Origin of the sequence: Amycolatopsis umgeniensis (genome assembly GCF_014205155.1) — a bacterium.
Classification (GTDB): domain Bacteria; phylum Actinomycetota; class Actinomycetes; order Mycobacteriales; family Pseudonocardiaceae; genus Amycolatopsis; species Amycolatopsis umgeniensis.
This window is the reverse complement of record NZ_JACHMX010000001.1, coordinates 2310583-2331838: the sequence shown is the minus strand read 5'-3', so window position 1 is coordinate 2331838 and position 21256 is coordinate 2310583. Positions and strand designations below refer to the sequence as shown.

17 protein-coding genes are annotated in these 21256 nt (G+C 69.2%); 11 read left to right on the top strand and 6 right to left on the bottom strand.

Annotation, left to right across the window (positions count from 1 at the left end; translation table 11 throughout):
- Positions 1–110: 110 nt before the first annotated feature.
- The 5 genes from HDA45_RS10365 (at position 111) to HDA45_RS10345 (ending at position 6882) form a co-directional block, all read left to right on the top strand.
- Positions 111–1694, top strand: coding sequence for a DAK2 domain-containing protein (locus tag HDA45_RS10365; protein WP_184894117.1), 1584 nt, complete (start codon positions 111–113; stop codon positions 1692–1694).
- A 4-nt stretch (positions 1695–1698) separates the two neighbouring features.
- Positions 1699–3852: an ATP-dependent DNA helicase RecG gene (recG, locus tag HDA45_RS10360; protein ID WP_184894115.1), complete on the top strand. Its 2154-nt coding sequence runs from the start codon at positions 1699–1701 to the stop codon at positions 3850–3852.
- A gap of 98 nt (positions 3853–3950) precedes the next feature.
- Positions 3951–4331: a hypothetical protein gene (locus tag HDA45_RS10355; protein WP_221471067.1), complete on the top strand. Its 381-nt coding sequence runs from the start codon at positions 3951–3953 to the stop codon at positions 4329–4331.
- Positions 4328–6376, top strand: a complete 2049-nt coding sequence (locus HDA45_RS10350; protein ID WP_184894112.1) for a caspase family protein — start codon at positions 4328–4330, stop codon at positions 6374–6376. Before HDA45_RS10355 ends, HDA45_RS10350 begins: the two co-directional genes overlap by 4 nt.
- On the top strand, positions 6373–6882 hold the full coding sequence (locus HDA45_RS10345; RefSeq protein WP_184894110.1) for a GNAT family N-acetyltransferase: 510 nt from the start codon (positions 6373–6375) through the stop codon (positions 6880–6882). The genes HDA45_RS10350 and HDA45_RS10345 overlap by 4 nt, the downstream gene beginning before the upstream one ends.
- Here HDA45_RS10345 and HDA45_RS10340 read toward each other — a convergent pair.
- Positions 6872–7279, bottom strand: a complete 408-nt coding sequence (locus HDA45_RS10340; protein ID WP_184894108.1) for a hypothetical protein — start codon at positions 7277–7279, stop codon at positions 6872–6874. The genes HDA45_RS10345 and HDA45_RS10340 overlap by 11 nt on opposite strands.
- Before the next feature lie 162 nt (positions 7280–7441).
- The gene (locus tag HDA45_RS10335; protein ID WP_184894106.1) at positions 7442–8104 is read right to left on the bottom strand and encodes a TetR/AcrR family transcriptional regulator; all 663 of its coding nucleotides are present in this window, start codon (positions 8102–8104) and stop codon (positions 7442–7444) included.
- Between the two features lie 31 nt (positions 8105–8135).
- Here HDA45_RS10335 and HDA45_RS10330 point away from each other — a divergent pair, with 31 nt between their 5' ends.
- The 5 genes from HDA45_RS10330 to HDA45_RS10310 all read left to right on the top strand — a co-directional run bounded on the left by HDA45_RS10330 (position 8136) and on the right by HDA45_RS10310 (position 16123).
- Positions 8136–9320 (top strand): erythromycin esterase family protein, encoded by a 1185-nt coding sequence (locus HDA45_RS10330; RefSeq protein ID WP_184894104.1) that lies wholly within the window; start codon positions 8136–8138, stop codon positions 9318–9320.
- Between the two features lie 18 nt (positions 9321–9338).
- Positions 9339–10262, top strand: coding sequence for a S8 family serine peptidase (locus HDA45_RS10325; protein ID WP_246480664.1), 924 nt, complete (start codon positions 9339–9341; stop codon positions 10260–10262).
- Positions 10263–10350: 88 nt separating this feature from the next.
- Positions 10351–13728, top strand: a complete 3378-nt coding sequence (locus HDA45_RS10320; RefSeq protein WP_184894102.1) for a pyruvate carboxylase — start codon at positions 10351–10353, stop codon at positions 13726–13728.
- Positions 13729–13814: 86 nt separating this feature from the next.
- Complete coding sequence (locus tag HDA45_RS10315) at positions 13815–14609, top strand: arginase family protein (protein WP_184894100.1); 795 nt, start codon at positions 13815–13817, stop codon at positions 14607–14609.
- A gap of 230 nt (positions 14610–14839) precedes the next feature.
- Positions 14840–16123, top strand: coding sequence for a PucR family transcriptional regulator (locus HDA45_RS10310; protein ID WP_184894098.1), 1284 nt, complete (start codon positions 14840–14842; stop codon positions 16121–16123).
- 55 nt (positions 16124–16178) lie between these two features.
- Here HDA45_RS10310 and HDA45_RS10305 read toward each other — a convergent pair whose 3' ends face one another.
- The 3 genes from HDA45_RS10305 to HDA45_RS10295 all read right to left on the bottom strand — a co-directional run bounded on the left by HDA45_RS10305 (position 16179) and on the right by HDA45_RS10295 (position 18905).
- The gene (locus tag HDA45_RS10305) at positions 16179–17555 is read right to left on the bottom strand and encodes a DUF6801 domain-containing protein (RefSeq protein WP_184894096.1); all 1377 of its coding nucleotides are present in this window, start codon (positions 17553–17555) and stop codon (positions 16179–16181) included.
- A 31-nt stretch (positions 17556–17586) separates the two neighbouring features.
- The gene (locus HDA45_RS10300) at positions 17587–18207 is read right to left on the bottom strand and encodes a DUF6801 domain-containing protein (RefSeq protein ID WP_184894094.1); all 621 of its coding nucleotides are present in this window, start codon (positions 18205–18207) and stop codon (positions 17587–17589) included.
- Positions 18208–18278: 71 nt separating this feature from the next.
- The gene (locus tag HDA45_RS10295; protein ID WP_184894092.1) at positions 18279–18905 is read right to left on the bottom strand and encodes a DUF6801 domain-containing protein; all 627 of its coding nucleotides are present in this window, start codon (positions 18903–18905) and stop codon (positions 18279–18281) included.
- Between the two features lie 345 nt (positions 18906–19250).
- Between HDA45_RS10295 and HDA45_RS10290 the strand changes: the two genes are divergently transcribed.
- Positions 19251–20165, top strand: a complete 915-nt coding sequence (locus HDA45_RS10290) for an RCC1 domain-containing protein (protein ID WP_184905477.1) — start codon at positions 19251–19253, stop codon at positions 20163–20165.
- A 413-nt stretch (positions 20166–20578) separates the two neighbouring features.
- On the opposite strand, the gene HDA45_RS10285 is transcribed toward HDA45_RS10290, so the two are convergent.
- Positions 20579–21238, bottom strand: a complete 660-nt coding sequence (locus tag HDA45_RS10285; RefSeq protein WP_184894091.1) for a hypothetical protein — start codon at positions 21236–21238, stop codon at positions 20579–20581.
- Between the last annotated feature and the right edge of the window lie 18 nt (positions 21239–21256).

The window sequence follows — 21256 nt, the reverse complement described above, 5'->3', positions numbered from 1 at the left end:
ACGAAAGAATGGTGCCCAGCATGCTGGGCAACTCGACCATAGTAACCAGTGGCTCAGAGCCCTCCGGCACCGGGTCGATACCCTCGCTGGAACAGCTAGGAGGTTACGGAGTGCGGGTGCTGGACGTGGCGGCGGTCTCGGCTTGGTCGGCGGCCTGTGTGCACAGCCTGTCGGTGCTGCGGCCCGCCATCGACGGCATCAACGTCTACCCGGTCGCCGACTCCGATACCGGCTCCAACCTGCTGTTCACCATGACGGCGGCGCGCGACGCGCTGGCAGAGGCGGAGCCAGGGACCACCGCCGAGGCGCTGGCGGCGTTCGCCAAGGGCGCGGTCGCGGCGGCCAAGGGCAACTCGGGCGTGATCATGTCGCAGGTCGTGCGCGGGATCGCGGAGTCGGCGGCGGCGAGGGAGCTCGACGGGCCCGGGCTCGCGGACGCGCTCGGGTGCGCGGACAGGGCGGCCACGGGGGCGGTGAGCCGTCCGGTCGCCGGGACCATCCTGACCGTCCTCCACACCGTCGCCGCGACAGTCCGCGACGCGACCGGGTCACTCGAAGAGGTGGCCGCCACCGCGGCGAGCGTCGCCGCCGAGGCCCTGGAAGAGACCCCCAAGCAGTTGCCCGTCCTGGCGGTGGCCGGGGTGGTCGACGCGGGTGCCCGCGGGCTGGTCGCGGTTCTCGACGCCCTTTCCGGCGTGATCTCCGGCGGTCTCACCGAACCGGAGCATCCGCTCGAGGCGCATCACCATCACACGATCGACGCGCCGACGGCCTGGGAGGTCATGTACCTCCTCGACGGCGTCGACGAAGGCAGTCTCCCCGCGCTTCGCAAGACCCTCAGCGGCCTCGGCGACAGCGTCACGGTGGCCGGTGACGGCGCCGGCGCGTACGCGGTCCACGTGCATTGCGCGGACATCGGCGCGGCCCTGGAGGCCGGGATCGAGCTGGGCCGCCCGCGCAAGGTCCGGGTCGAGCCGTTGATCACGCCCACGCCGGTCGAGGTCGGCGGCGGTATCGACCGTTCGGTGGTCGCCGTGGTCCACGGCGGGCCGCTCGCCGAACTGCTGCGGGCCGAGGGGGTCGCGGTGCTGTCCGTGCCGCCGGGGGTGTCGCCGACGGTCGAGGAGATGCTGGGCCTGATCAACGAGGCCGCCGGGCACCACGTCACCGTCCTCCCCGGCGGTCAGCAGCTGACCGCCGCGGCCGACGCGGCGGCCGGTCACGCGATGGCCGCGGATCGCGACGTCGTCGTCATCCCGTGCGTGTCACCCGTTCAGGTGCTCGCCGCGCTGGCCGTGCACGACAAGGACCGCCGCACCAACGACGACGTGGTCGCGATGGCCGAAGCGGCCGCCGCCACCAGGCGTGGCGAGCTGCGGATCGCGCGGGAAGAGTCGCTAACCTGGGTGGGCCGGGCGCAGGCCGGTGACGTCGTCGGTCTCGTCGACGGCGAGGTCGTGCTGATCGAGCCCGCGCCCGCCTCGGAGACGAGCCTGGTCGCGGCGGCGGTCGGTGTGCTGAACCGGATGCTGGCCCTCGGCGGCGAGCTGGTCACCGTGCTGACCGGCGTCGACGTCCCGGTCCGGTTGCCCGGTGAGCTGGCCGATCAGCTCCGCCTGGAACATCCCGAGGTCGAGTTGACGAGTTACGCCGGCGGCCAGACCGACGCCGTGCTGCTGATGGGGGTGGAGTGACCGGATGACGAACCTGCGCGCGGACCTCAAGCTGGTCGTGGGCGCGGCGACGGCGAAGGCGCTCGCCAAGGGCCTCAAGATCGAGACGGTCAGCGATCTGCTGCGCCACTATCCGCGCCGCTACGCCGAACGCGGCCAGCTCACCGACATCGCCGGTCTCGAACTCGGTGAGCACGCGACGGTGATGGCGCGTATCGAGCGGGTCAACAAACGCCGGATGAAGGCGCGCAGCGGCACCTTGCTCGAAATGGTGATCACCGACGGCAAACGCCGCCTGCAGTGCACCTTCTTCAACCAGGCTTGGCGTGAGAAGGACCTCGTGCCCGGCAAGAACGGCCTCTTCGCGGGCAAGGTCACCGCCTTCCGCGACGTCCTGCAGCTGGCGAACCCTGAGTACGAGCTGTTCGACGCCGAGCGCCAGGCCGAGGCGATGGACGACTTCCTCGCCGAGATCATCCCCGTGTACCCGGCCGCGCAGGGGATCCCGACCTGGGTGATCGCCAAGAGCGTGCGCCAGGTGCTGGACGTGCTTGAGGTCGACGAGGACCCGATGCCGATGGAGCTGCTCGCCCAGTACGGCTTGCCCAGTCTGGAAAGCGCGCTGCGCGGCATCCACCGCCCGTCGGGCTGGGACGCGCTGAACTCCGCGCGCCGCAGGCTCAAATGGGACGAAGCCATGGCGGTGCAGCTGATTTTCGCGCAGCGACGGCATTCCCTGGTCTCCCGGCCGGCGAAAGCCTGTCCGCACACCGAAGGCGGCATCCTCGAAGCCTTCGACAAACGGCTCCCGTTCGCGTTGACGTCGGGCCAGCAGGAGATCGGCGAGGAGATCTCACGCGACCTGTCCACCGAGCATCCGATGAACCGGTTGCTGCAGGGCGAGGTCGGCTCCGGCAAGACCGTGGTCGCGCTGCGCGCCATGCTGCAGGTCGTGGACTCCGGACGGCAGGCGGCGATGCTCGCGCCGACGGAGGTCCTCGCCGCGCAGCACGCCCGGTCGCTGCGCGAGATGCTCGGCGACCTCGGGCAGGCGGGTGAGCTCGGCGGCGCGGAGAACGCGACGCGCGTGACCCTGCTGACCGGTTCGATGGGCGCCAAAGAACGCAAGAAGGCGTTGCTGGAAACGGTCAGCGGCGAGGCGGGGATCGTCGTCGGCACGCACGCGCTGATCCAGGACACGGTGTCCTTCGCGGACCTCGGTCTGGCCGTGGTCGACGAGCAGCACCGCTTCGGCGTCGAGCAACGGGACGCGCTGCGCTCCCGCGGCGCCGACGAGACCAGCCCGCACGTGCTCGTCATGACGGCGACGCCCATCCCGCGTACAGTCGCGATGACCGTCTACGGCGATCTGGAGATTTCCGCGCTGCGCGAGATGCCGGTCGGCCGGTCGCCGATCAAGACGTCGGTCGTGCCGGTCGCGGAGCGGCCCGCGTGGCTGGACAGGGCGTGGCAGCGGGTCCGCGAGGAATGCGGCAAGGGGCACCAGGCGTACATCGTCTGCCCGCGCATCGGCGACGAACCGGCGTCGGACAAGGGCGACAAGCGGCCGGCGCTCGCTGTCCTCGAGGTGGCGCCCGAGCTGGCCGAAGGACCGTTGAAGGGCTTGAAGATCGCGGCCCTGCACGGCCGGATGCCCGCCGACGACAAGGACGCCGTGATGCAGGCGTTCTCCAAGGGCGACCTGGACGTGCTCGTCGCGACCACCGTGATCGAGGTCGGCGTGAACGTGCCGAACGCGACGGCGATGGTGATCATGGACGCCGACCGGTTCGGCATCAGCCAGCTGCACCAGTTGCGCGGCCGGGTCGGCCGGGGCAGTGTGCCGGGGCTGTGCCTGCTGGTCACCGAAACCCTCGACGGGACGACGACCCGGGAGCGGCTGGCCGCCGTCGAGTCCACGACGGACGGCTTCGAACTGTCCAGAATGGACTTGGAACTGCGCCGCGAGGGCGACATCCTCGGCGCCGCGCAGTCGGGGAAGAAGTCGACCCTGAAACTGCTGTCGCTGCTGCAGGACGAAGAGGTCATCGCCGAGGCGAGGGCCCGTGCGTTGGAAATAGTCGAAAAGGACCCGGCATTGGGGAATTACCTGGGGCTGGCGCATATGATCGCCGACGTCGTCGACGAAGATCGTGTGGAGTACCTGGAAAAAAGCTGACGTGAACATCTCTGCCCGATCGGACCTTGCCGCCGGGCGGGCACAGGCGTGTGCTTGTTCCGCACAGCCTCGTTCTGTGCGGGCGAGGGAGGCCGGGGATGACGTCAGCGGTGCGGGTCCAGCTCGGTGAGGACGGGGCCGACGCGGAGCGCGTCGAGCAACTCGCCGGGTACCTCCGTGGGGAACTGATCGAGCGCGGGGTCGCCGACGTCAAGGCGCTGCCCGCCGGTCCGGCGCCGCCCGGCTCGCGCGGATTCGACGTCGTGACGGCGGGCGGGCTGCTGGTCACCCTGGGGAAATCCGCCGATGGCCTGCGCTCGGTCGTCGCAGCCGTGCGGGAATGGCTTTCGCGCGGCGGTCGGGTGAAACGCACGGTGCGCCTCGAGATCGACGGCGACGTGCTGGAGCTGACCGAAGCGACCATCACCGATCAGGACAAACTCGTCGACCTCTTCGTGAGCAGGCATTCGTCGTCATGACCGGCGAGCGGCGGGCCCTGATCATCGCCAACGGGGAGTACGACAACCCCGGGTTGAGTTCTCTGCGGTCCCCGGCGGCCGACGCCGAGGCACTCGCCGAGGTCCTCGCCGACCGCGGCGTCAGCGAGTTCGACGTCCAGGTGGTGCGCGACGAGACGGCGCACGTGATCGCGAGCCGGGTCGAAGACCTGTTCGCCGACAGTGCGCCGGACGACGTCCTGCTGGTGCATTTCTCCTGCCACGGCTTGAAAAGCGAGTCGGGCGAGCTGTTCTTCGCCGCCCGCAACACGCGGCCGGAACGGCTGGCGTCGAGTGCCGTCCCCGCCGATTTCGTCCAGCGCTGCATGCGGATGAGCCGGTCGCGGAGCATCGTCCTCCTGCTGGACTGCTGCTACGGCGGCGCTTTCAGCCAAGGGGTCGCGGTGCGCGCCTCCGGGGACGTCAACGTTCTCGACGCGTTCCCCGGCGGCGGTTTCGGCGGCCGCGGCCGTGCGGTGATCACCGCGTCGAACTCCATCGAGTACGCCTTCGAGGGCGATCACCTCGCCGACGAACACGCCCGGCCTTCGGTGTTCACTTCCGCGCTGGTCGACGGTCTCCGGACGGGGGACGCCGACCGCGACGAGGACGGCTGGATCGCGCTCAGCGAGCTTTACGACTATCTGTTCGACAGCGTCCGCGAGCGGAACCCGAACCAGACGCCCAGCCGCGACATCGAGATGCAGGGCGAGCTGTACCTGGCCCGGAGCAGACGCCGCCGGATCAAGCCGTCGCCGGTCCCCGCCGATCTGCGCGCGGCGAGCGAGGATCCGAACATGTTCACCCGCCTCGGCGCGGTGACGGAACTCCAGCGGCGGCTGACGAGTGAGAACCTCCCCGTCGCCATCGGAGCCCACGAAGTCCTCACCACGATGGCGCAGACCGACATCCAGCACATCGCCGAGGCCGCGGCACTGGCGCGGCGGGAGGCGAGGGTGCGCGCCGAACCCGGAGAACTCCGGTTCGGCGAAGTCGTCCGGGGAACGCGGCCGGTGGCGCGGATCCGGCTGGAAGGGCCGCCGATCGCGCGGGCCTGCCGTTTCTCGTCGTCGCACTCCTGGCTGCGGGTGACCGAAGTCGGCGACGGGGCCGAGATTTCCCTGGACCTGGCGGAGATCGGGGCTTTCGACGGGCGGGTCACCGTGACCGGGCCGACCGGTGAAACCACGGTCCGGGTCGAAGGGCAGGTCGTCCAGGAACCCGCGCCCGCGCCGGAACCCGAGCCGGTTCTCGTTCCCCCGCCGCCGCCCGAACCCGCGCGGCGGGCCGAATCCGTGGCACCGCGCGCCACGGCCGATCCGTTCACCCGGGTGGCGGGCGGGTTCGCGATCGCGGCCGCGATCTTCCTGGTGGTCATCGCGTTCACCCTCGGCAAGGACGTGGAAGACTTCTTCGAGGACGGAGGCTGGACCACGATCCCGTACTTCGCCCTCGTTTCGGGTGGGGCGGTCGCGATGTTCGTCCCGAAGACGCGCCGGATGATCGGTCCAGGATCGGTCTGCGGGCTGGCGTTGCTCATGGCGATCCCGCTCGGCGCTCCTGTCTACGTGCTCGCAGGCGGATGCCTGTTCGTCGCGGCGGTCTGCGCCTTGGTGGCGGTGCGGCGTGACCGCGGTTTCCGGCTGGGACTGGGCAGACCCCGTGACGGTTTCGCCGTGGCCGCCCTCGTGCTCGCCCTGGTCGCCACGACCGGGCTGGCGATCCAGGCCGGCGAGCTGATCGACTACTCGTCGAGTCGCGCCGACGAGGGCGCGGTGTACCTCGAGGTCTCGGTGATCTTCCTGATCGGGGCGGTGCTGGGCGCGCTTCTGCGTCCGGAGGCGTTCGGTATCGCGTTCCTCGGCGGGGTGACCGGAGGCGGCATCGTCATGGTGTGCGTGCTGGTTTACGCGCTGCCGAGCAGTTCGTCCGTGACCGGCGCGGGCTGGGGCATCGCCTTGGGAGCGGTGCTGGCGCTCGCCGCCGTCACCGCCTTCGCCGCGTTCGGAAAAACGGCGAAGGCTTGAGCACGGCCACGATCCGCCCCGCGACCGTCGAGGACGCCTGGCCCATCGCCGAGGTGAACGTCCGGTCGTGGCAGTCGGCGTACCAGGGCCTGCTGCCCGAGCTCTACCTGCGCGATCTTTCGGTCGAGTGCCGGGCCGGCCGGTGGCAGCGGGTCCTCGCCGATCCCGCGAACCGGGACGACGTCCTGGTCCTCGTCGAGGACGGCTCGCTCCTCGGTTTCACCGCCGTGGACCGGATCCGCGGGGAACTGCGCGCGATCTACCTCGAGCCGGAGCGCTGGGGAACGGGGCTGGGCAGGCTGCTGCTCGACACCGCCGTCGCCGCGCTGCGGGATTCGGGTCATCGCGAGGCGACGCTCTGGGTGCTCGACTCCAACGAGCGCGCCCGGCGGTTCTACTCGGCCGCGGGATGGATGCCGGACGGGGCGAAGAAAACCGACACCATGCCCGGCGAGGACGTCCCGCTTTCCGAAGTGCGCTACCGGATCCGCCTCGTCAGCGGGTGAACCAGGCGCGTTCCTCGGGTTTGTTGAGGACGACGATGATCCCGATCCCGATGCCGATCCCGATCAGCTGGGTGGGCGCCCCGCCGCTGAACAGGCTGATCGCGCCCATCACCACGGCCAGCCCCTCCACGCCGATGACCGTCGGCCGCACCCAGGACGAACCGTGGGAGATCCGCACCGCGCAAGCGATCAGCACGATGGCGACCACGAAGCCGAGCAGCGCCAACGCCAGCGCGAGCCCCGCTTCTTCGTCGCCGTGGTCCAGGGCGTTGATCGAGAGGTAGGTAAGGAGCGCGCTCACGAGGATGTTGAGGACCGCCTGCAACCAGAGGAAGCCTCGGACGAGCTTGAGCTGGCGTGGCATCTCCAGCGGTCTGTTCCGGACTTCTTCGGTCATGACGGACTCCCTCTTTCGGCACGAGAGATCAGTCTCGGCCCGGGAGACACTTGCGGTTGAGGGTAAAACTGTCCTCAGCGGGTGACCAACCTCCGGAACTCGCGTGATCAGGGACCGCACTCACGTGATCAGGGACGGAACTCACGTGACTGGAGGCCGCACTCAGGAGTGCGGTCCCTGATCACGCGAGTTCCGGGTCTGACCACGCGAGTGCGGTGCTGAGTCACCCCGTACGTAAGCGCCCTCCCGCGCGGCGGACGCCACCGCCCGCGCCGTGACCCGCGCGTCCGCCACCGTGACGTCCTCCCGCGACAGGAAAAGCCGGTAGAACATCGGCCCGCACACCGCCCGCACCAGCTCGTCGCCGTCCGTACCGGGTGGGACCTCGCCCCGCGCGACGGCTCGTTCCGCGATCGGCGCCATCCGCACGTGCCGGTCCTGATAGAAGTCGTGCAGTGCCTCGGCCGCTTGGGGCGACTGGAAAGCCGCCAGTACCGAAGCCGTCGGCAGTTCCTTCAGCGCTGGCCCGGTGAAGTACCGCACGACCTCCGCCGCCACCTCGTGCAGATCGTCCTCGAGCGACCCGGTGTCAGGCGCCTTCCAGTCGTCCTCCGCGCCCATCTGCAGCGCGGCGGCGACGAGACCGTCCGGTGAGGACCAGCGCCGGTACACGGTCGTCTTGTGCACTCCGGACCGCTCGGCGACAGCGTCCACGGTCAGCTCGCTGAACCCGCGTTCGGCCAGCAGGTCGAGGGTGGCGTGCAAGACGGCCTGGCGCGTGCGTTCGGTCCGGCCGCCGGGCCGCTGGGTACCGGAGGTTGCCAATTGCTACTCCTGTTGCGTTAGTCTGGTCAGTATGTCAGACCTTGCGAAGATCGCCGAACTCATCGGGGACGCGAAGATCGTCGCCATCGGCGAGAACAATCACCACCTCCACGAGTTCGGGGACCTGCGCAATCGTTTGCTCCGGCACCTCGTCGAGCACCACGGCTTCCGGGTGGTCGGTTTCGAGTCCGGTTTCGCCGAGGGCAAGATCGTCGAAGACTGGCTGGAGGGCGCTCCCGGAGACGTCGCCGACATCGGTCGCGAGGGTTTCACCTTCTCGCTCGGCGAGTCGCCCGAGGCGCACGAGATGCTGACCTGGCTCCGCGAGCGCGGTGACGTTCGCTACTACGGCCTCGACGTCCCGAGTTCCGCGGGCTCGCCCGTGCCGTCGCTCGACGCCGTACGCGCCTACCTGTCCACTGTGGACGAAGCCGCCGTGGGCCTTGTCGACGCCGCGATCGAGGCGACCGCGGGGTACGCGTCGGTCAGCAGCGCGGAATCGCCCGCCAAGTACGCCGCCCTCGACACCGTGACAAGAGACAAGGCGACCGCGGCGCTCACCCGGCTCAAGTCGCACCTCGCCTCGTTGTGTCCCTTCTACGGGAACACGGCCGTCGCGGAGCACCACGCCGAAGGAGCGCTGTGCCTCGACGCCTACCTCGCCGAGGTGGCGGCGATGATGTCCGGCGAAGCGCCCGCCCTGCAAAGCGGTTCGCGTGACGCGTACATGGCCGAGACCGTCCGGCTGATCCGGCGCCTCCACGGCGACGACACGAAGATCGTCGTGATGCTCCACAACGGACACCTCCAGCGCGTGCCGTTCTCGCCGTTCCCCGGGCTCACTTCGCCTTCGGCCGGAACGCATCTGGCCGCCGAGTTCGGTGACGACTACTTCGCGCTCGCGCTCACCGCGGTCAAGGGGAAGACCACCGGCCTCAAACCCGATCCGGCCGCGAGGCTCGGTTTCACCGTGTACGAACAGGATCTGGACGACCCGGCCGAGGGCAGCGTCGAAGCCGAAGGCCCCGGGCTGGTGGACCTCCGCGCCCGGCGCGGGACCGGAGGACCCCGGAGCATCCGGCACGCGCATATGTTCAATCCCGTCGACGTCGTCAACGCCTTCGACGCGCTGGTCTGCTTTCCGGAGTCGACGGTCAGCGGCCACCTCCGACCGGCGCCAGCCGATCGAGTGGTTGAGGTTGCCCCTCGCGGGTGACAGGCGTAGGCCCGAGGCATGATCATTCGACTGGTAAGGGTCATGGCCGCGCTCGCCCTAGTGGTGCTCGTGGCGCAGCCCGCCTCCGCGACGGAAGTCCAGCAGAACCCGCCGAACTGGGGACTGGACCGGATCGACCAGCGAACGGGCCTCGACCAGCTCTATCACTACGAGACCGATGCCAAGGACGTCACGGTCTACGTGATCGACAGCGGTGTCGACGCGGCGCATCCGGACTTCGGCGGCCGGGTGAAGACCGGTAAGGACTTCCTCAACGGCGGCACGGACACCTCCGACACCAACGGTCACGGCACGTACCTGGCCGGTGTCGCCGCGTCGAGGACTTACGGCGTCGCGAAGGCCGCGCAGATCGTCCCGGTCCGGGTGATCGACGCGCAGGGCGGCGGCGCGACGGACAAGATCATCGCCGGTATCGACTGGGTGACGCAGAACGCGAAGCAGCCCGCAGTCGCCGTCCTCGGCATCGGCGGTGCGCCCAACGACCAGCTCGACGCCGCTGTCCGCGCGCTCGCGGCGGTCGTCCCGGTCGCCCTCCCGGCCGGTGGGGAGGCCACGGACGCGGGGAAGTTCTCACCCGGCCGGGTCACCGAAGCGCTCACCGTCGGCTCGACCGACGCCAGTGACCAGATCGGTTCCACATCGAACCACGGCGAGGTTGTCGACCTGTTCGCGCCCGGCGTCGACGTGCCGGGACCCAACGCCGGGGGCAGCGGCGGACGGCTGCTCAGCGGGACCTCTTCGGCCGCCGCGCATGTCGCGGGCGTGGCCGCGCTGTACCGCGCCCTGCACCCCGAGGTCGCCGCGGCGGACGTCACGAAGGCACTCGTGGACCTCGCCGCCGTCGACGTCCTGACCGGTGTCCACGAGGGCACCGCGAACCGGTTGCTGCAGAGTCCGGGGACGCAACTCAGGAGGGGATGACGTCCATCACCTGGGCAACAACTCCCGCCCTGCGGGACCGAGCAGGTAACGTGCCTCACCTACCGATCCGATGATGGGAAGGACCGGCATGTTCCGCAAGGTACTGGTCGCCAACCGGGGTGAGATCGCCATCCGCGCGTTCCGCGCCGGATTCGAGCTCGGCGCGGGCACGGTGGCTGTGTTCCCGCACGAAGACCGCAATTCGCTCCACCGGCTGAAGGCCGACGAGGCCTATGAGATCGGCGAACCCGGTCATCCGGTGCGGGCCTATCTGTCGGTCGAGGAAATCGTGGCGGCCGCCAAGAAGGCGGGCGCAGACGCCGTTTACCCCGGCTACGGCTTCCTCTCCGAGAACCCGGACCTCGCGCGCGCGTGCGAGGACGAAGGGATCACCTTCGTCGGGCCGAGCGCGGACATCCTCGAGCTGACCGGGAACAAGGCCCGTGCGGTCAAGGCCGCGCGCGAGGCCGGGGTGCCGGTGCTGGGCTCCTCCGAACCGTCGTCCGACATCGACGCGCTGATCGCCGCGGCCGAGGAGATCGGCTTCCCGGTCTTCGTGAAGGCCGTCGCGGGCGGTGGCGGGCGCGGTATGCGCCGTGTCCTGGAGCCCTCGCAGCTGCGTGAGTCCATCGAGGCCGCCGCGCGTGAGGCCGAGTCGGCCTTCGGCGACCCGACGGTGTTCATCGAGAAGGCCGTCGTCGAGCCCCGCCACATCGAGGTCCAGATCCTCGCCGACGGCGAGGGCAATGTGATCCATCTCTACGAGCGTGACTGTTCTGTCCAGCGGCGGCACCAGAAGGTCATCGAACTGGCGCCCGCGCCGAACCTGCCGTCCGAGCTCCGTGATCAGATCTGTGCGGACGCGGTCAAGTTCGCGCGCCAGATCGGCTACCGCAACGCCGGTACCGTCGAGTTCCTGCTCGACAAGGACGGCAACCACGTCTTCATCGAGATGAACCCGCGGATCCAGGTCGAGCACACGGTGACCGAGGAGGTCACCGACGTCGACCTCGTCCAGTCGCAGCTGCGCATCGCCTCCGGCGAGACGCTCGACGACCTCGGGCTCTCGCAGGACAAGGTGTACCTGCGCGGCGCCGCCCTCCAGTGCCGCATCACCACCGAGGATCCCGCCAACGGCTTCCGCCCCGACACCGGGATGATCAGCGCGTACCGCTCGCCCGGCGGTTCCGGCATCCGTCTCGACGGCGGGACGGCGTTCTCCGGCACCGAGATCAGCGCGCACTTCGACTCGCTGCTGGTGAAGCTCACCTGCCGCGGCCGCGACTTCAAGACCGCCGTCGGCCGTGCGCGGCGTGCCGTCGCCGAGTTCCGGATCCGCGGCGTGGCCACGAACATCCCGTTCCTGCAGGCCGTCCTCGACGATCCGGACTTCCGCGAAGGCCGCGTCACGACGTCGTTCATCGAGGAGCGCCCGCATCTGCTCACCGCGCGCCACTCGGCCGACCGCGGGACCAGGCTGCTGACCTACCTCGCCGACAAAACGGTCAACAAACCGCACGGCGAGCGTCCGCGCACCCTCGAACCGCAGGTCAAGCTGCCGAAGCTGCCCAAGGACCTCGAGCCGGCGCCCGGATCGAAGCAGAAGCTCGACGAGCTCGGCCCGGACGGTTTCGCGCGCTGGCTGCGGGAGTCGCCGACCATCGGCGTCACCGACACCACCTTCCGCGACGCGCACCAGTCGCTGCTCGCCACCCGCGTGCGGACGAAGGATCTGCTCGCCGTCGCGCCCGTCGTCGCGCGGACCACGCCGCAGTTGCTCTCGCTGGAGTGCTGGGGCGGCGCGACCTACGACGTCGCGTTGCGGTTCCTGGCGGAGGACCCCTGGGAGCGGCTGGCGAAGCTGCGGGCGGCGGTCCCGAACATCTGCCTGCAGATGTTGTTGCGCGGCCGCAACACCGTCGGCTACACGCCGTATCCGACCGAGGTGACCAACGCCTTCGTCGAGGAGGCGACGGCGACCGGCATCGACATCTTCCGGATCTTCGACGCGCTCAACGACGTCGAGCAGATGCGCCCGGCGATCGAGGCCGTCCGCGAGACCGGATCCGCGGTCGCCGAGGTGGCGCTCTGCTACACCTCGGACCTCTCGAACCCGGCCGAGAAGCTGTACACGCTGGACTACTACCTCAAGCTGGCGGAGCAGATCGTCGGCGCGGGGGCGCACGTCCTGGCCATCAAGGACATGGCGGGCCTGCTGCGGGCGCCGGCGGCGGTGCGGCTGGTGACCGCGCTGCGCAAGGAGTTCGACCTGCCGGTGCACATCCACACGCACGACACCGCGGGTGGCCAGCTGGCCACGTACCTCGCCGCGATCCAGGCCGGGGCGGACGCCGTCGACGGTGCCGTCGCGTCCATGGCGGGCACGACTTCGCAGCCGTCGCTTTCCGCGCTCGTCGCCGCCACCGACCACTCGGAGCGGCCGACCGGACTGGACCTGCAGGCCATCGGCGACCTGGAGCCGTACTGGGAGAGCGTGCGCAAGATCTACGCGCCGTTCGAGGCCGGTCTCGCTTCGCCGACAGGGCGCGTGTACCACCACGAGATCCCCGGCGGGCAGCTGTCGAATCTGCGCACGCAGGCGATCGCGCTCGGCCTCGGCGAGCGGTTCGAGGACATCGAGGCGATGTACGCGGCCGCGGACCGGATCCTCGGGCACCTGGTGAAGGTCACGCCTTCGTCCAAAGTGGTCGGTGACCTCGCGCTGCACCTCGTCGGCGCCGGTGTCTCGCCGGAGGACTTCGAGGCGGAACCGAACAAGTTCGACATCCCCGACTCGGTGATCGGCTTCCTGCGCGGCGAGCTGGGCGACCCGCCCGGCGGCTGGCCGGAGCCGTTCCGCACCAAGGCCCTCGAGGGTCGCGCGCAGCCGAAGCCGGTGCAGGAACTGTCCGAAGAGGACCGCAAGGGGCTGGCCGAGAACCGGCGCCAGACGCTGAACCGGCTGCTGTTCCCCGGGCCCACGAAGGACTTCGAGGCGCACCGCGAGCAGTACGGCGACACTTCGGTCCTGCCGTCCAAGGACTTCTTCTACGGGCTGCGCCCGGGCGAGGAGTACTCGGTCGACCTGGAACAGGGTGTCCGGCTGCTGATCGAGCTGGAGGCCATCGGCGAGGCCGACGAGCGCGGCGTGCGCACGGTGATGTCCACGCTCAACGGCCAGCTGCGCCCGATCCAGGTCCGCGACACCTCGATCGCGTCGGACATCCCGGCCACGGAGAAGGCCGACAAGGGTGACCCGAAGCAGATCGCCGCGCCGTTCGCGGGCGTGGTCACGCTGCAGGTGTCCGAGGGCGACGAGGTCGAGGCCGGTGCGACGGTCGCGACCATCGAGGCGATGAAGATGGAGGCGTCGATCACCGCGTCCTCCGGTGGCAAGGTGTCGCGGCGCGCGATCAACGCCGTCCAGCAGGTCGAAGGCGGAGACCTGCTGCTCGTCCTGGAGTGAGCAGCGGTCCGTGAAGGCCTCCTTGAGGGACCCAGTGTCCCTCAAGGAGGCCTTCACGGACTTGCGGTCGCCGCTAACGTGGTCGGGTGCTGATCAACGCCGTACCCCAGTTTCAGGGCGCGCTGAGCAAGCGCGCGCCGGAGTTGCCCGAAGGCTGCGTCGCGCTCGCCGAGCTGGCCGGTCACGTGCTGGGCGTGCCGGTGCACCACATCCGGCAGACCCGGGAGACCTCGCCCGTGGCCGACGGGATCGCCAACCGCGAGGTGCTCACCGGCGGGAACCGGGCCGCGCAGCTCGCCGCGCTGGAGGCGCCGGGCGGCCCGGTGCTCACCATCGGCGGCGACTGCGGCGTCGAACTGATCCCGATCGGTGTCGCGCGCTACCGCTTCGGCCCCGGTCTCGGCGTCGCCTGGTTCGACGCCCACGCGGACCTCAACACCGCGGAGACGTCGCCGTCGGGCGCGTTCCACGGCATGGTGCTGCGTTCGCTGCTCGGTGAGGGCGACCCGGACTTCGCCGCGAACCCGCCGGTCGAACCCGGCCGCGTCGTCCTCGCCGGGACACGGGCCTTCGACGACGCCGAGCGGGACGCTGTCGATCGCGGGCTCGTCGTCGAATCCGCCGACGTCGCCGCCGGGCTGGCCGGCGCGGACAAGGTGTACGTCCATCTCGACCTCGACGTGCTCGACCCGGGGGAGTTCGACGGCCTGAACTGTCCGGAGCCCGGTGGCTTGACGATCGAGCGTCTGGTGGCGATGCTTCGCGGGCTGAGCGGCTTCGAGGTCGTCGGCGCGGGCATCACCGAATGCGTGAGCACGGAGGTGCGCGTGCTCGAGCCGGTGCTCGAAGCACTCGGGGAATTGCTCACCGGAACGCGGTGACGCTCCGTCACCGCGGCCCTCGCTTCGGCCGTTCGTACGTACCGAGCGAGGCGTTTGCCGGGCACTTGTCATCAAAATTCAGGGACGACCCGTGATTTTGTCACGACGGTGACAAGAAATCGGTTTCTTCTGCGGAAGGTGACACATTCACGAGCGAGTTTGCGATGTGTTCGTTGTCACCCCACGACGATTGTGGGGTGCCGGACGCTGGGCGGAGCAAAGGAGCTGCGATGTCGTTGGAGCGCGGAATCGAACACGCTGCGCCGCATCCCGCAGCATTGCCGCGCAAACTGGCCGACATCCTGCGGCCGGAGCTGGGCAGTCTCGCCAACGAGATCGTCGACGAGATCCGGGCGACCATCCCCGCGTACGCGCGCCCGCTCGACGGGCCCTACGGCAAGTCGATCCGCGCGGGTGTCGAGTACGCGATCACGCTGTTCGTCGCCCAGATCGCCGACCCGACCGTCTCCAAGGAACAGTCGCATGAGGTCCACCACCGGCTCGGGCAGAACGAGATGCGGGAAGGCCGCAGCCTCGACACGCTCCAGTCGGCCTACCGGGTCGGCGCGCGGGTCTCCTGGCGGCGCATCATGCGCGTCGGCCGTCGCAGCGGGCTCTCGTCCGCGGTGATGTCGCAACTGGCCGACGCGATGCTCGCGTTCATGGACGAACTCGCGTCCGTCGCGCTGGACGGCTACCTCGAAGCCAAGGCGCGCACCGCGGGCGCCTTGGACACCTGGCGCCGGAAACTGCTGCACCTGGTGCTGGAAACCCCGCCCGCGCCGTCGAAGGCGATCGCGGAACTCGCGCAGCTGACCGGCTGGGCGGTACCCGAACGCGCGACGCCGGTGGTGCTGCACCCGATCAACGAAACCGTCAGACCCCGGCGGCACAACGCGGTGGATTCGGATGTCCTGGCCGAACTCGACTGTGCTGAGCCGCGTCTGCTCGTCCCCGGTGAGATCTCCGGCGCCCGCCTCGCCACGCTGCAGGCCGCGCTGCCGGACTACCGGCTGTCGATCGGCCCGTGCCGTCCGCTGGACTCCGTCGCCGATTCGCTGCGCTGGGCGCGCGACGCCCTGCACCTCTCCGAACGCGGGATCATCCAGGCCCGCCGCGTGATCCGCGCCGAAGAACACCTCGCCACGCTGCTCGTGAACGCCGACACCGCGCTCACCTGCCAGCTGCGCGACCGCCTGTTCGCCCCGCTCGCCGAGATGACCGGGAAACAGCAGGAACGGCTGCTCGAAACCCTTCGCGCCTGGCTCGACAGCCAGGGCAACGTCGTCGACATCGCCGAGCGGCTCCAGGTCCACCCGCAGACCGTGCGGTACCGCATGCGACAGCTGCAGGCGACCTTCGGCGAGTATCTGCGCGACCCGGGAGCGCGGTTCGAAATGGAACTCGCGCTGCGGGGCGGGTTCGGTCCGGCCGCGCAGCGGACGGCTACGGATCACGCGGTCCCGGAGGTGCTTCCGGTGCCGCGCCGCAGTCCACAGTGGACGCCGAGCTGACCGCGGGCCGGACGGGGCGTTCGGCGTGTCCGCGAACCCGGGACACCCCGAACGGTCAGCGGCGCGCCACCGGCGGGTCCACGTTGGGGCATTTGCGTTCCAGCTCCCACGGCAGGCCGACCTGGTTGATGCCGACACATGCCTGGTTGCCCGGCCCCGACGCCATCCCGGTCAGCAGTGAGTCGAGGTCTTCCTTCACCCCGCAACCGGAGAACGCGGGCAAGGTGAAGGCCTTGTAGGCCGGGTCCTCCCACTGAGGATCGGTGCGCACGACACCGCCGGTGAACATCCCGTACTTCTCGCCGCGAAGGTTGATCTTGATCGGCTCGGCCGTGAGGCAGTTGTCGCCGACGTCGAGGACGACCCCGTTGACGGTGACCTCGCTCAGTTTCCCGTAGACCTTGAGCGGGGTGAGGACCGTCGAGCTCCCCGACGGCTCCGGGATCGCCACCCCGTCGACGTCGATGATGTGGTTGCCGGTGGCGTGGTCCTCGGGCAGCAGTTCCATGGTCGCGTTGACCGGGACGAAGCCGTAGCCGAGGAACGTCATCCGGCTCGGCGGCATGATGAGCGAGCCGGTGACCTTTCCCGGCCCCTCGGTGTTCTCCAGGTCGACTTCCCAGACCGCGTTGATCATGATCGCGGGCTTCAGGCGCGCGAAGGCGCCGAGCTTGGTGATCGACGACGTGCCCTGCAGTTCGAACGGCTGCAACGCGATGGGGTACAGGCCGCTGGCATGGACGTCGTCCGCGGCCCGCGAGTCGGCCCCGGGCTTCTTCTGCTCCTCGGGCTTGCCGGACTGTGGCTTGGGTTTCCCGAGGGGGAGCAGCGCGACACTGCCGAGCAGTGTGTCCTGGTCCGGGGCCTGGGTGCAGGTGATCGGCTTGAGGGGTGTTTCGGCGGCGGTCAGCGTCAGTGACGGTACCCCGGTGCTCAGCCGCAGTTCGGACGGCACGTTCAGCAGGATCTCGGGAACCTTGCCCGTCGCGACCAGCTTCAGTTCGCCGGTGGCGGGTATCTTCGTCGCCGGGATCGTCAGGGACACCGGTATCGGGGTCTTCTTGTCCCCGTTCGCGGCCGTGAGTTCGACGGACGCTCCACCCGCGACCTCGGCGGCGGGCCCGAGTGCTCCTTCGCCGATGGTGAAGGTCAGGGAGAAGTCCTTGACCTGCACCGGTTTTCCGGTTGGGACGACTTTCGGCAACGTGGCCTTGGTGTCCACTGTGACCGGTCGCGCCCCGACGGGATCCGGGAAGACGCAGGTGTTGGCCAGGGTCCGCTGCGCGGCGGCCTCGCCCTGCAGCGGCGTCTTGGGCGGTGCCGTCGGATCGGTCGCCGCCGACGAGGCCAGCGCGCCGTTGACCCCCGCGAGCAGGATGACGCCCGCCAGAACGGGAAACCTCCCGAGTGCCCGGCGAACCTGCTGCGTCATAGGGGTTCCTCTCGTGCCTTGAGCCAGTGTGTCAGGTGATCGTGATCGCCGGGCCGAACGCGCGGTTCTGCGCCGGGTTGGTGTTCTTCACGGTGCAGTTGAACGTCCAGGGGCTCCGCGTCCCGTCCTTCTGGTGAAGATCGGCTTCGATGCGGAGCTTGGTCCCGAGCGAGAGGACCGCCTGACCGGGCGTGCCCGCGCCGAAGCCGGGGACGACGGTGCTCGCGTCCTGCGTGAACTGGATCGTGCGTGGCCCCGGAACATAAGGTGCGATCTGTTCGGGAATCCTCAAAGACGTGACGACCGCCGAAGCCGGGGTGACGTTCGTTCCGGTCACCGGTGCGGTCATCGTGCCGCGAAGGCCGTCTCTGTTGCTGGCGTTGAAGGTCACGGCGTTGAGCGTCGGGTTGAACACGAGGCTCCCGGTGATCCCGGCCGGGGTGACCGAGCCGCCCGCGGGCACCGAATCGGGGCCGGTGAAGGCCATCTTCACGTCGAGCGGCTGCTGACCGATCGTCGGAAAGCTGCACATGTACGTGATGGTCCCCGTGGCGAAGGACGTGGTGGCCGCCGCCGGTGCGGCGGTGAGCAGGGAGACCGCGCCGACCATGACGGCCGCGGTCGCGCCTGCCCGGCGGATCCGCTGTCCCATGAGGACTCCCTTCGTTTCGGGCGGGTGGAGCCCGTGCGGGGCGGGCGTCCCCGCCCCGCACGGATGGTTCATCAGGTGATGGTGATCGACGGGCTGAACGCGCGGTTCTGGGCCGGGTTGGTGTTCTTCACGGTGCAGTTGAAGTTCCACGCGGTCCAGGTGCCGTCCTTCTTGTGGAAGTCCAGCGGCGCGTTGATCGTGGTACCGAGCGAAGCGGTCGCCGAGCCGGGGGTGCCGGCGGTGAACGTCGGGACGCCGGTGCCCGTGGCCTGGACGATGTTGAACGACCGGGGGCCGGGCACGTAGGGGTTGATCTGGGTCGGGACGTCCAGGTTCGTCACCGTCGCCGACGCCGGGGTGGCGTTGGTGATGGTGATCGGCATGTTGGCCTTGCCGCGGACGCCGTCGTAGTTGGCGGCGTTGAGCAGGGCGTTGATGGTGGCGTTGATCGTCGCGGTCCCCGAGATGTTCGTCGGGGTGGCGGTGGCGCCCGAGGCGATCGACGTCGGGCCGTCGAACTGGGCCTTCACGTCCAGCTGCTGCTGGCCGATGCCGGGGAAGTTGCACATGTACGCGACCGTGCCGGTGGCATAGGTGGTCGCGGCGAGGGCCGTGCCGGCGGTGAGCACGGCGACCGCGCCCATCACGATGCCGGTGGTGGCGACGCCTGCTGACAACTTGCCAAGTCTGCGGGACATACCTGTCATCTCCTTTGATCCAGTTTACGTCTCGGGCGGCTTTCCCCATGCGCCTTTCGGCGGATTTTTCTGATCAAATATGCTCGACTTGAGCGGCTTTCTCGGTGGTGGGGTAAACCGAGGTTACCCGCGAGTTATGTACGTAACAAGGATTCATGTCTACCTGTTTCAGGGTGGGTGAGTAGCCCGTTCTTTCTTGTCAGCGCGCGCTGAATGCGATTATGAAGTTTGTCCGGCGGTGACAAAGACGCGGCCGATCGGTGGAGCCGGGTTAACATTTCGCCCATGGCTTCCGAGAATCGACGATCCACGACACGGCGCGTGACGAGTGGCGCGATAGCCGTAATGATCGCCACGGTTTCCCTTTCCGGTACCGCCCACGCCGCGCCCACCGGCGAAGCGCGGCCGTGGGGGAGCAACGACTACGGGCAGGGGACCATCCCTCCGGCGGCGCTCGGGGCGAGCGCCGTCTCCGCGGGTGCGATCACGCACCTGGCCCTCAAGGACGGAGGCGTGATCGCCTGGGGCAACGACAGCTACGGTCAGGCCACCGTTCCGGCCGCGGCCACGTCCGGGGTTTCGGCGATAGCCGCGGGCTGGGCACACGAACTCGCGCTCAAGAACGGCGGCGTCATCGCCTGGGGCAACGGCTTCTACGGCCAGAACGTCGTCCCGGCGGCCGCGACCTCGGGGGTCACCGCGATCTCCACCAGCGCGTACTTCAACCTGGCGCTCAAAACGAACGGCAGCGTGCTGAGCTGGGGTTCGCGAACCGCTGTTCCCGCAACGGTTTCGTCCGGTGTCTCGGCGATCTCCGCCGGCGGCGACCACGGACTGGCGCTCAAGAACGGCGGCGTCGTCGCTTGGGGCAGCAACGGAAAAGGGCAGATCACCGTGCCCGCGGCGGCGACGTCCGGGGTGTCTGCGGTCTCGGCGGGCTTCCGGCACAGCATCGCGCTGAAGAACGGCGGCGTCATCGCGTGGGGCGACAACGGCTACGGGCAGGCCACGGTCCCGCCGGAGGCGCAGTCCGGCGTCGTCGCCATCGACGCCGGTTTCAACCACAACGTGGCGTTGAAGTCCGACGGCAGCGTCTTCGCCTGGGGCAGCAACGTGAAGTCGGAGAGCCGGGACGTCAGCACGGAACCGCCGACGGACTTCTGGAAGTTCTCCGGCGTCTGCACTCCGGTGTACGCCATTTCCGCAGGTGACAGCACCGGGGTGGCGCTCGTGGACCCGACCGCGCCGTACTTCTGCTGAACCTGTCGTGAGTGCGGGTGGGATGGGCGTTCACGTGTGTTCGGGGGGCGATCACGTGTGATTGGAGCCGGATCTCGTGTGATCGGGCGACGATAACGGAGTTCGCCGTCTGAGCACGCGAGATCCGTTCCTGAGCACGGGAGTCACGCCTTCGCTCACCTGGGCCATGTTTGCGTTACCCCTCGATAACACGCCTGTGACGGCTGAGCACTCACCATCGCGCTGGCCGGTCGGGCGTCGAAGTCGACGATGAAGGAATTGGGACGTTCAGTGTCCTGAATCCTTCATCGTCGCGGGGCGTGCTGGTCACGCCGGCCTGAGCTCCGCAAGCTCGCCGAGACGACATCCCTCGAGGGAACCAGGGTCCCTCGAGGGATGTCTTCACGGACAGGTTCTGGGATCGGCCAAGAGGTTCAGGACAGGTTCGACTTCATGTTCAGGTTGATCGTGTTGCCGGGACCGGAGATCAACGCGCCCAGCGCGAGGTCGTTGATGAAGCAGTCCTTGAACTCGGGGATGGTGAACACGCCCGACGACGGGATGATCTCCGCGAACAGGTCGACGTTCTTCGACACCAGGGTGAGGTCGAGCGGTTTGACGGTCTTGCAGGCGTTCGGCACCGTCGGGAGCGGGATGACCGGCCAGAACAGGCCGACGACGATGTTGTCGATCAGCATGTTCGCCTGCGAATGGGTGGTCAGGTCGCCGTTGGCCAGTGTGCCGGTGACCGGGCCGGTCGGCTCGACCCGCACGCGGGCCTTGATCTTGAAGACACCCGAGACCAGCGAGATGTTCGCGGTGGACGGGGGTAACGCGAGGTCGCCCCGGATCCCGACGTTGTCACCGTCGATGACCAGGGCACCGTTGAGCTGACCGGGGCCGAGGTCGAGGCTGCCGCCGGTCTTCTTCACCACGGTCTTGCCGGTGACGGTGTAGGACACCGGGATCTCCACCGGGTCGTCCGCCAGGGCGGGGGTGGCGGCAAGGGAGCCCGCCATGGCGGCCGCGGCGGTGAGTGCGACGACCGTGCCGAGACGGCGGCGGACGGTTTTCGGGCGCGTTCGACCGAACATGGGTTTCTCCTTGTTTTC

Coding starts and splice junctions, on each gene's coding strand:
- recG (WP_184894115.1), top strand. CDS start 1,699: ATGACGAACCTGCGCGCGGACCTCAAGCTGGTCGTGGGCGCGGCGACG.
- HDA45_RS10355 (WP_221471067.1), top strand. CDS start 3,951: ATGACGTCAGCGGTGCGGGTCCAGCTCGGTGAGGACGGGGCCGACGCG.
- HDA45_RS10350 (WP_184894112.1), top strand. CDS start 4,328: ATGACCGGCGAGCGGCGGGCCCTGATCATCGCCAACGGGGAGTACGAC.
- HDA45_RS10340 (WP_184894108.1), bottom strand. CDS start 7,279: ATGACCGAAGAAGTCCGGAACAGACCGCTGGAGATGCCACGCCAGCTC.
- HDA45_RS10330 (WP_184894104.1), top strand. CDS start 8,136: ATGTCAGACCTTGCGAAGATCGCCGAACTCATCGGGGACGCGAAGATC.
- HDA45_RS10325 (WP_246480664.1), top strand. CDS start 9,339: ATGATCATTCGACTGGTAAGGGTCATGGCCGCGCTCGCCCTAGTGGTG.
- HDA45_RS10320 (WP_184894102.1), top strand. CDS start 10,351: ATGTTCCGCAAGGTACTGGTCGCCAACCGGGGTGAGATCGCCATCCGC.
- HDA45_RS10310 (WP_184894098.1), top strand. CDS start 14,840: ATGTCGTTGGAGCGCGGAATCGAACACGCTGCGCCGCATCCCGCAGCA.
- HDA45_RS10305 (WP_184894096.1), bottom strand. CDS start 17,555: ATGACGCAGCAGGTTCGCCGGGCACTCGGGAGGTTTCCCGTTCTGGCG.
- HDA45_RS10300 (WP_184894094.1), bottom strand. CDS start 18,207: ATGGGACAGCGGATCCGCCGGGCAGGCGCGACCGCGGCCGTCATGGTC.
- HDA45_RS10295 (WP_184894092.1), bottom strand. CDS start 18,905: ATGTCCCGCAGACTTGGCAAGTTGTCAGCAGGCGTCGCCACCACCGGC.
- HDA45_RS10290 (WP_184905477.1), top strand. CDS start 19,251: ATGATCGCCACGGTTTCCCTTTCCGGTACCGCCCACGCCGCGCCCACC.
- HDA45_RS10285 (WP_184894091.1), bottom strand. CDS start 21,238: ATGTTCGGTCGAACGCGCCCGAAAACCGTCCGCCGCCGTCTCGGCACG.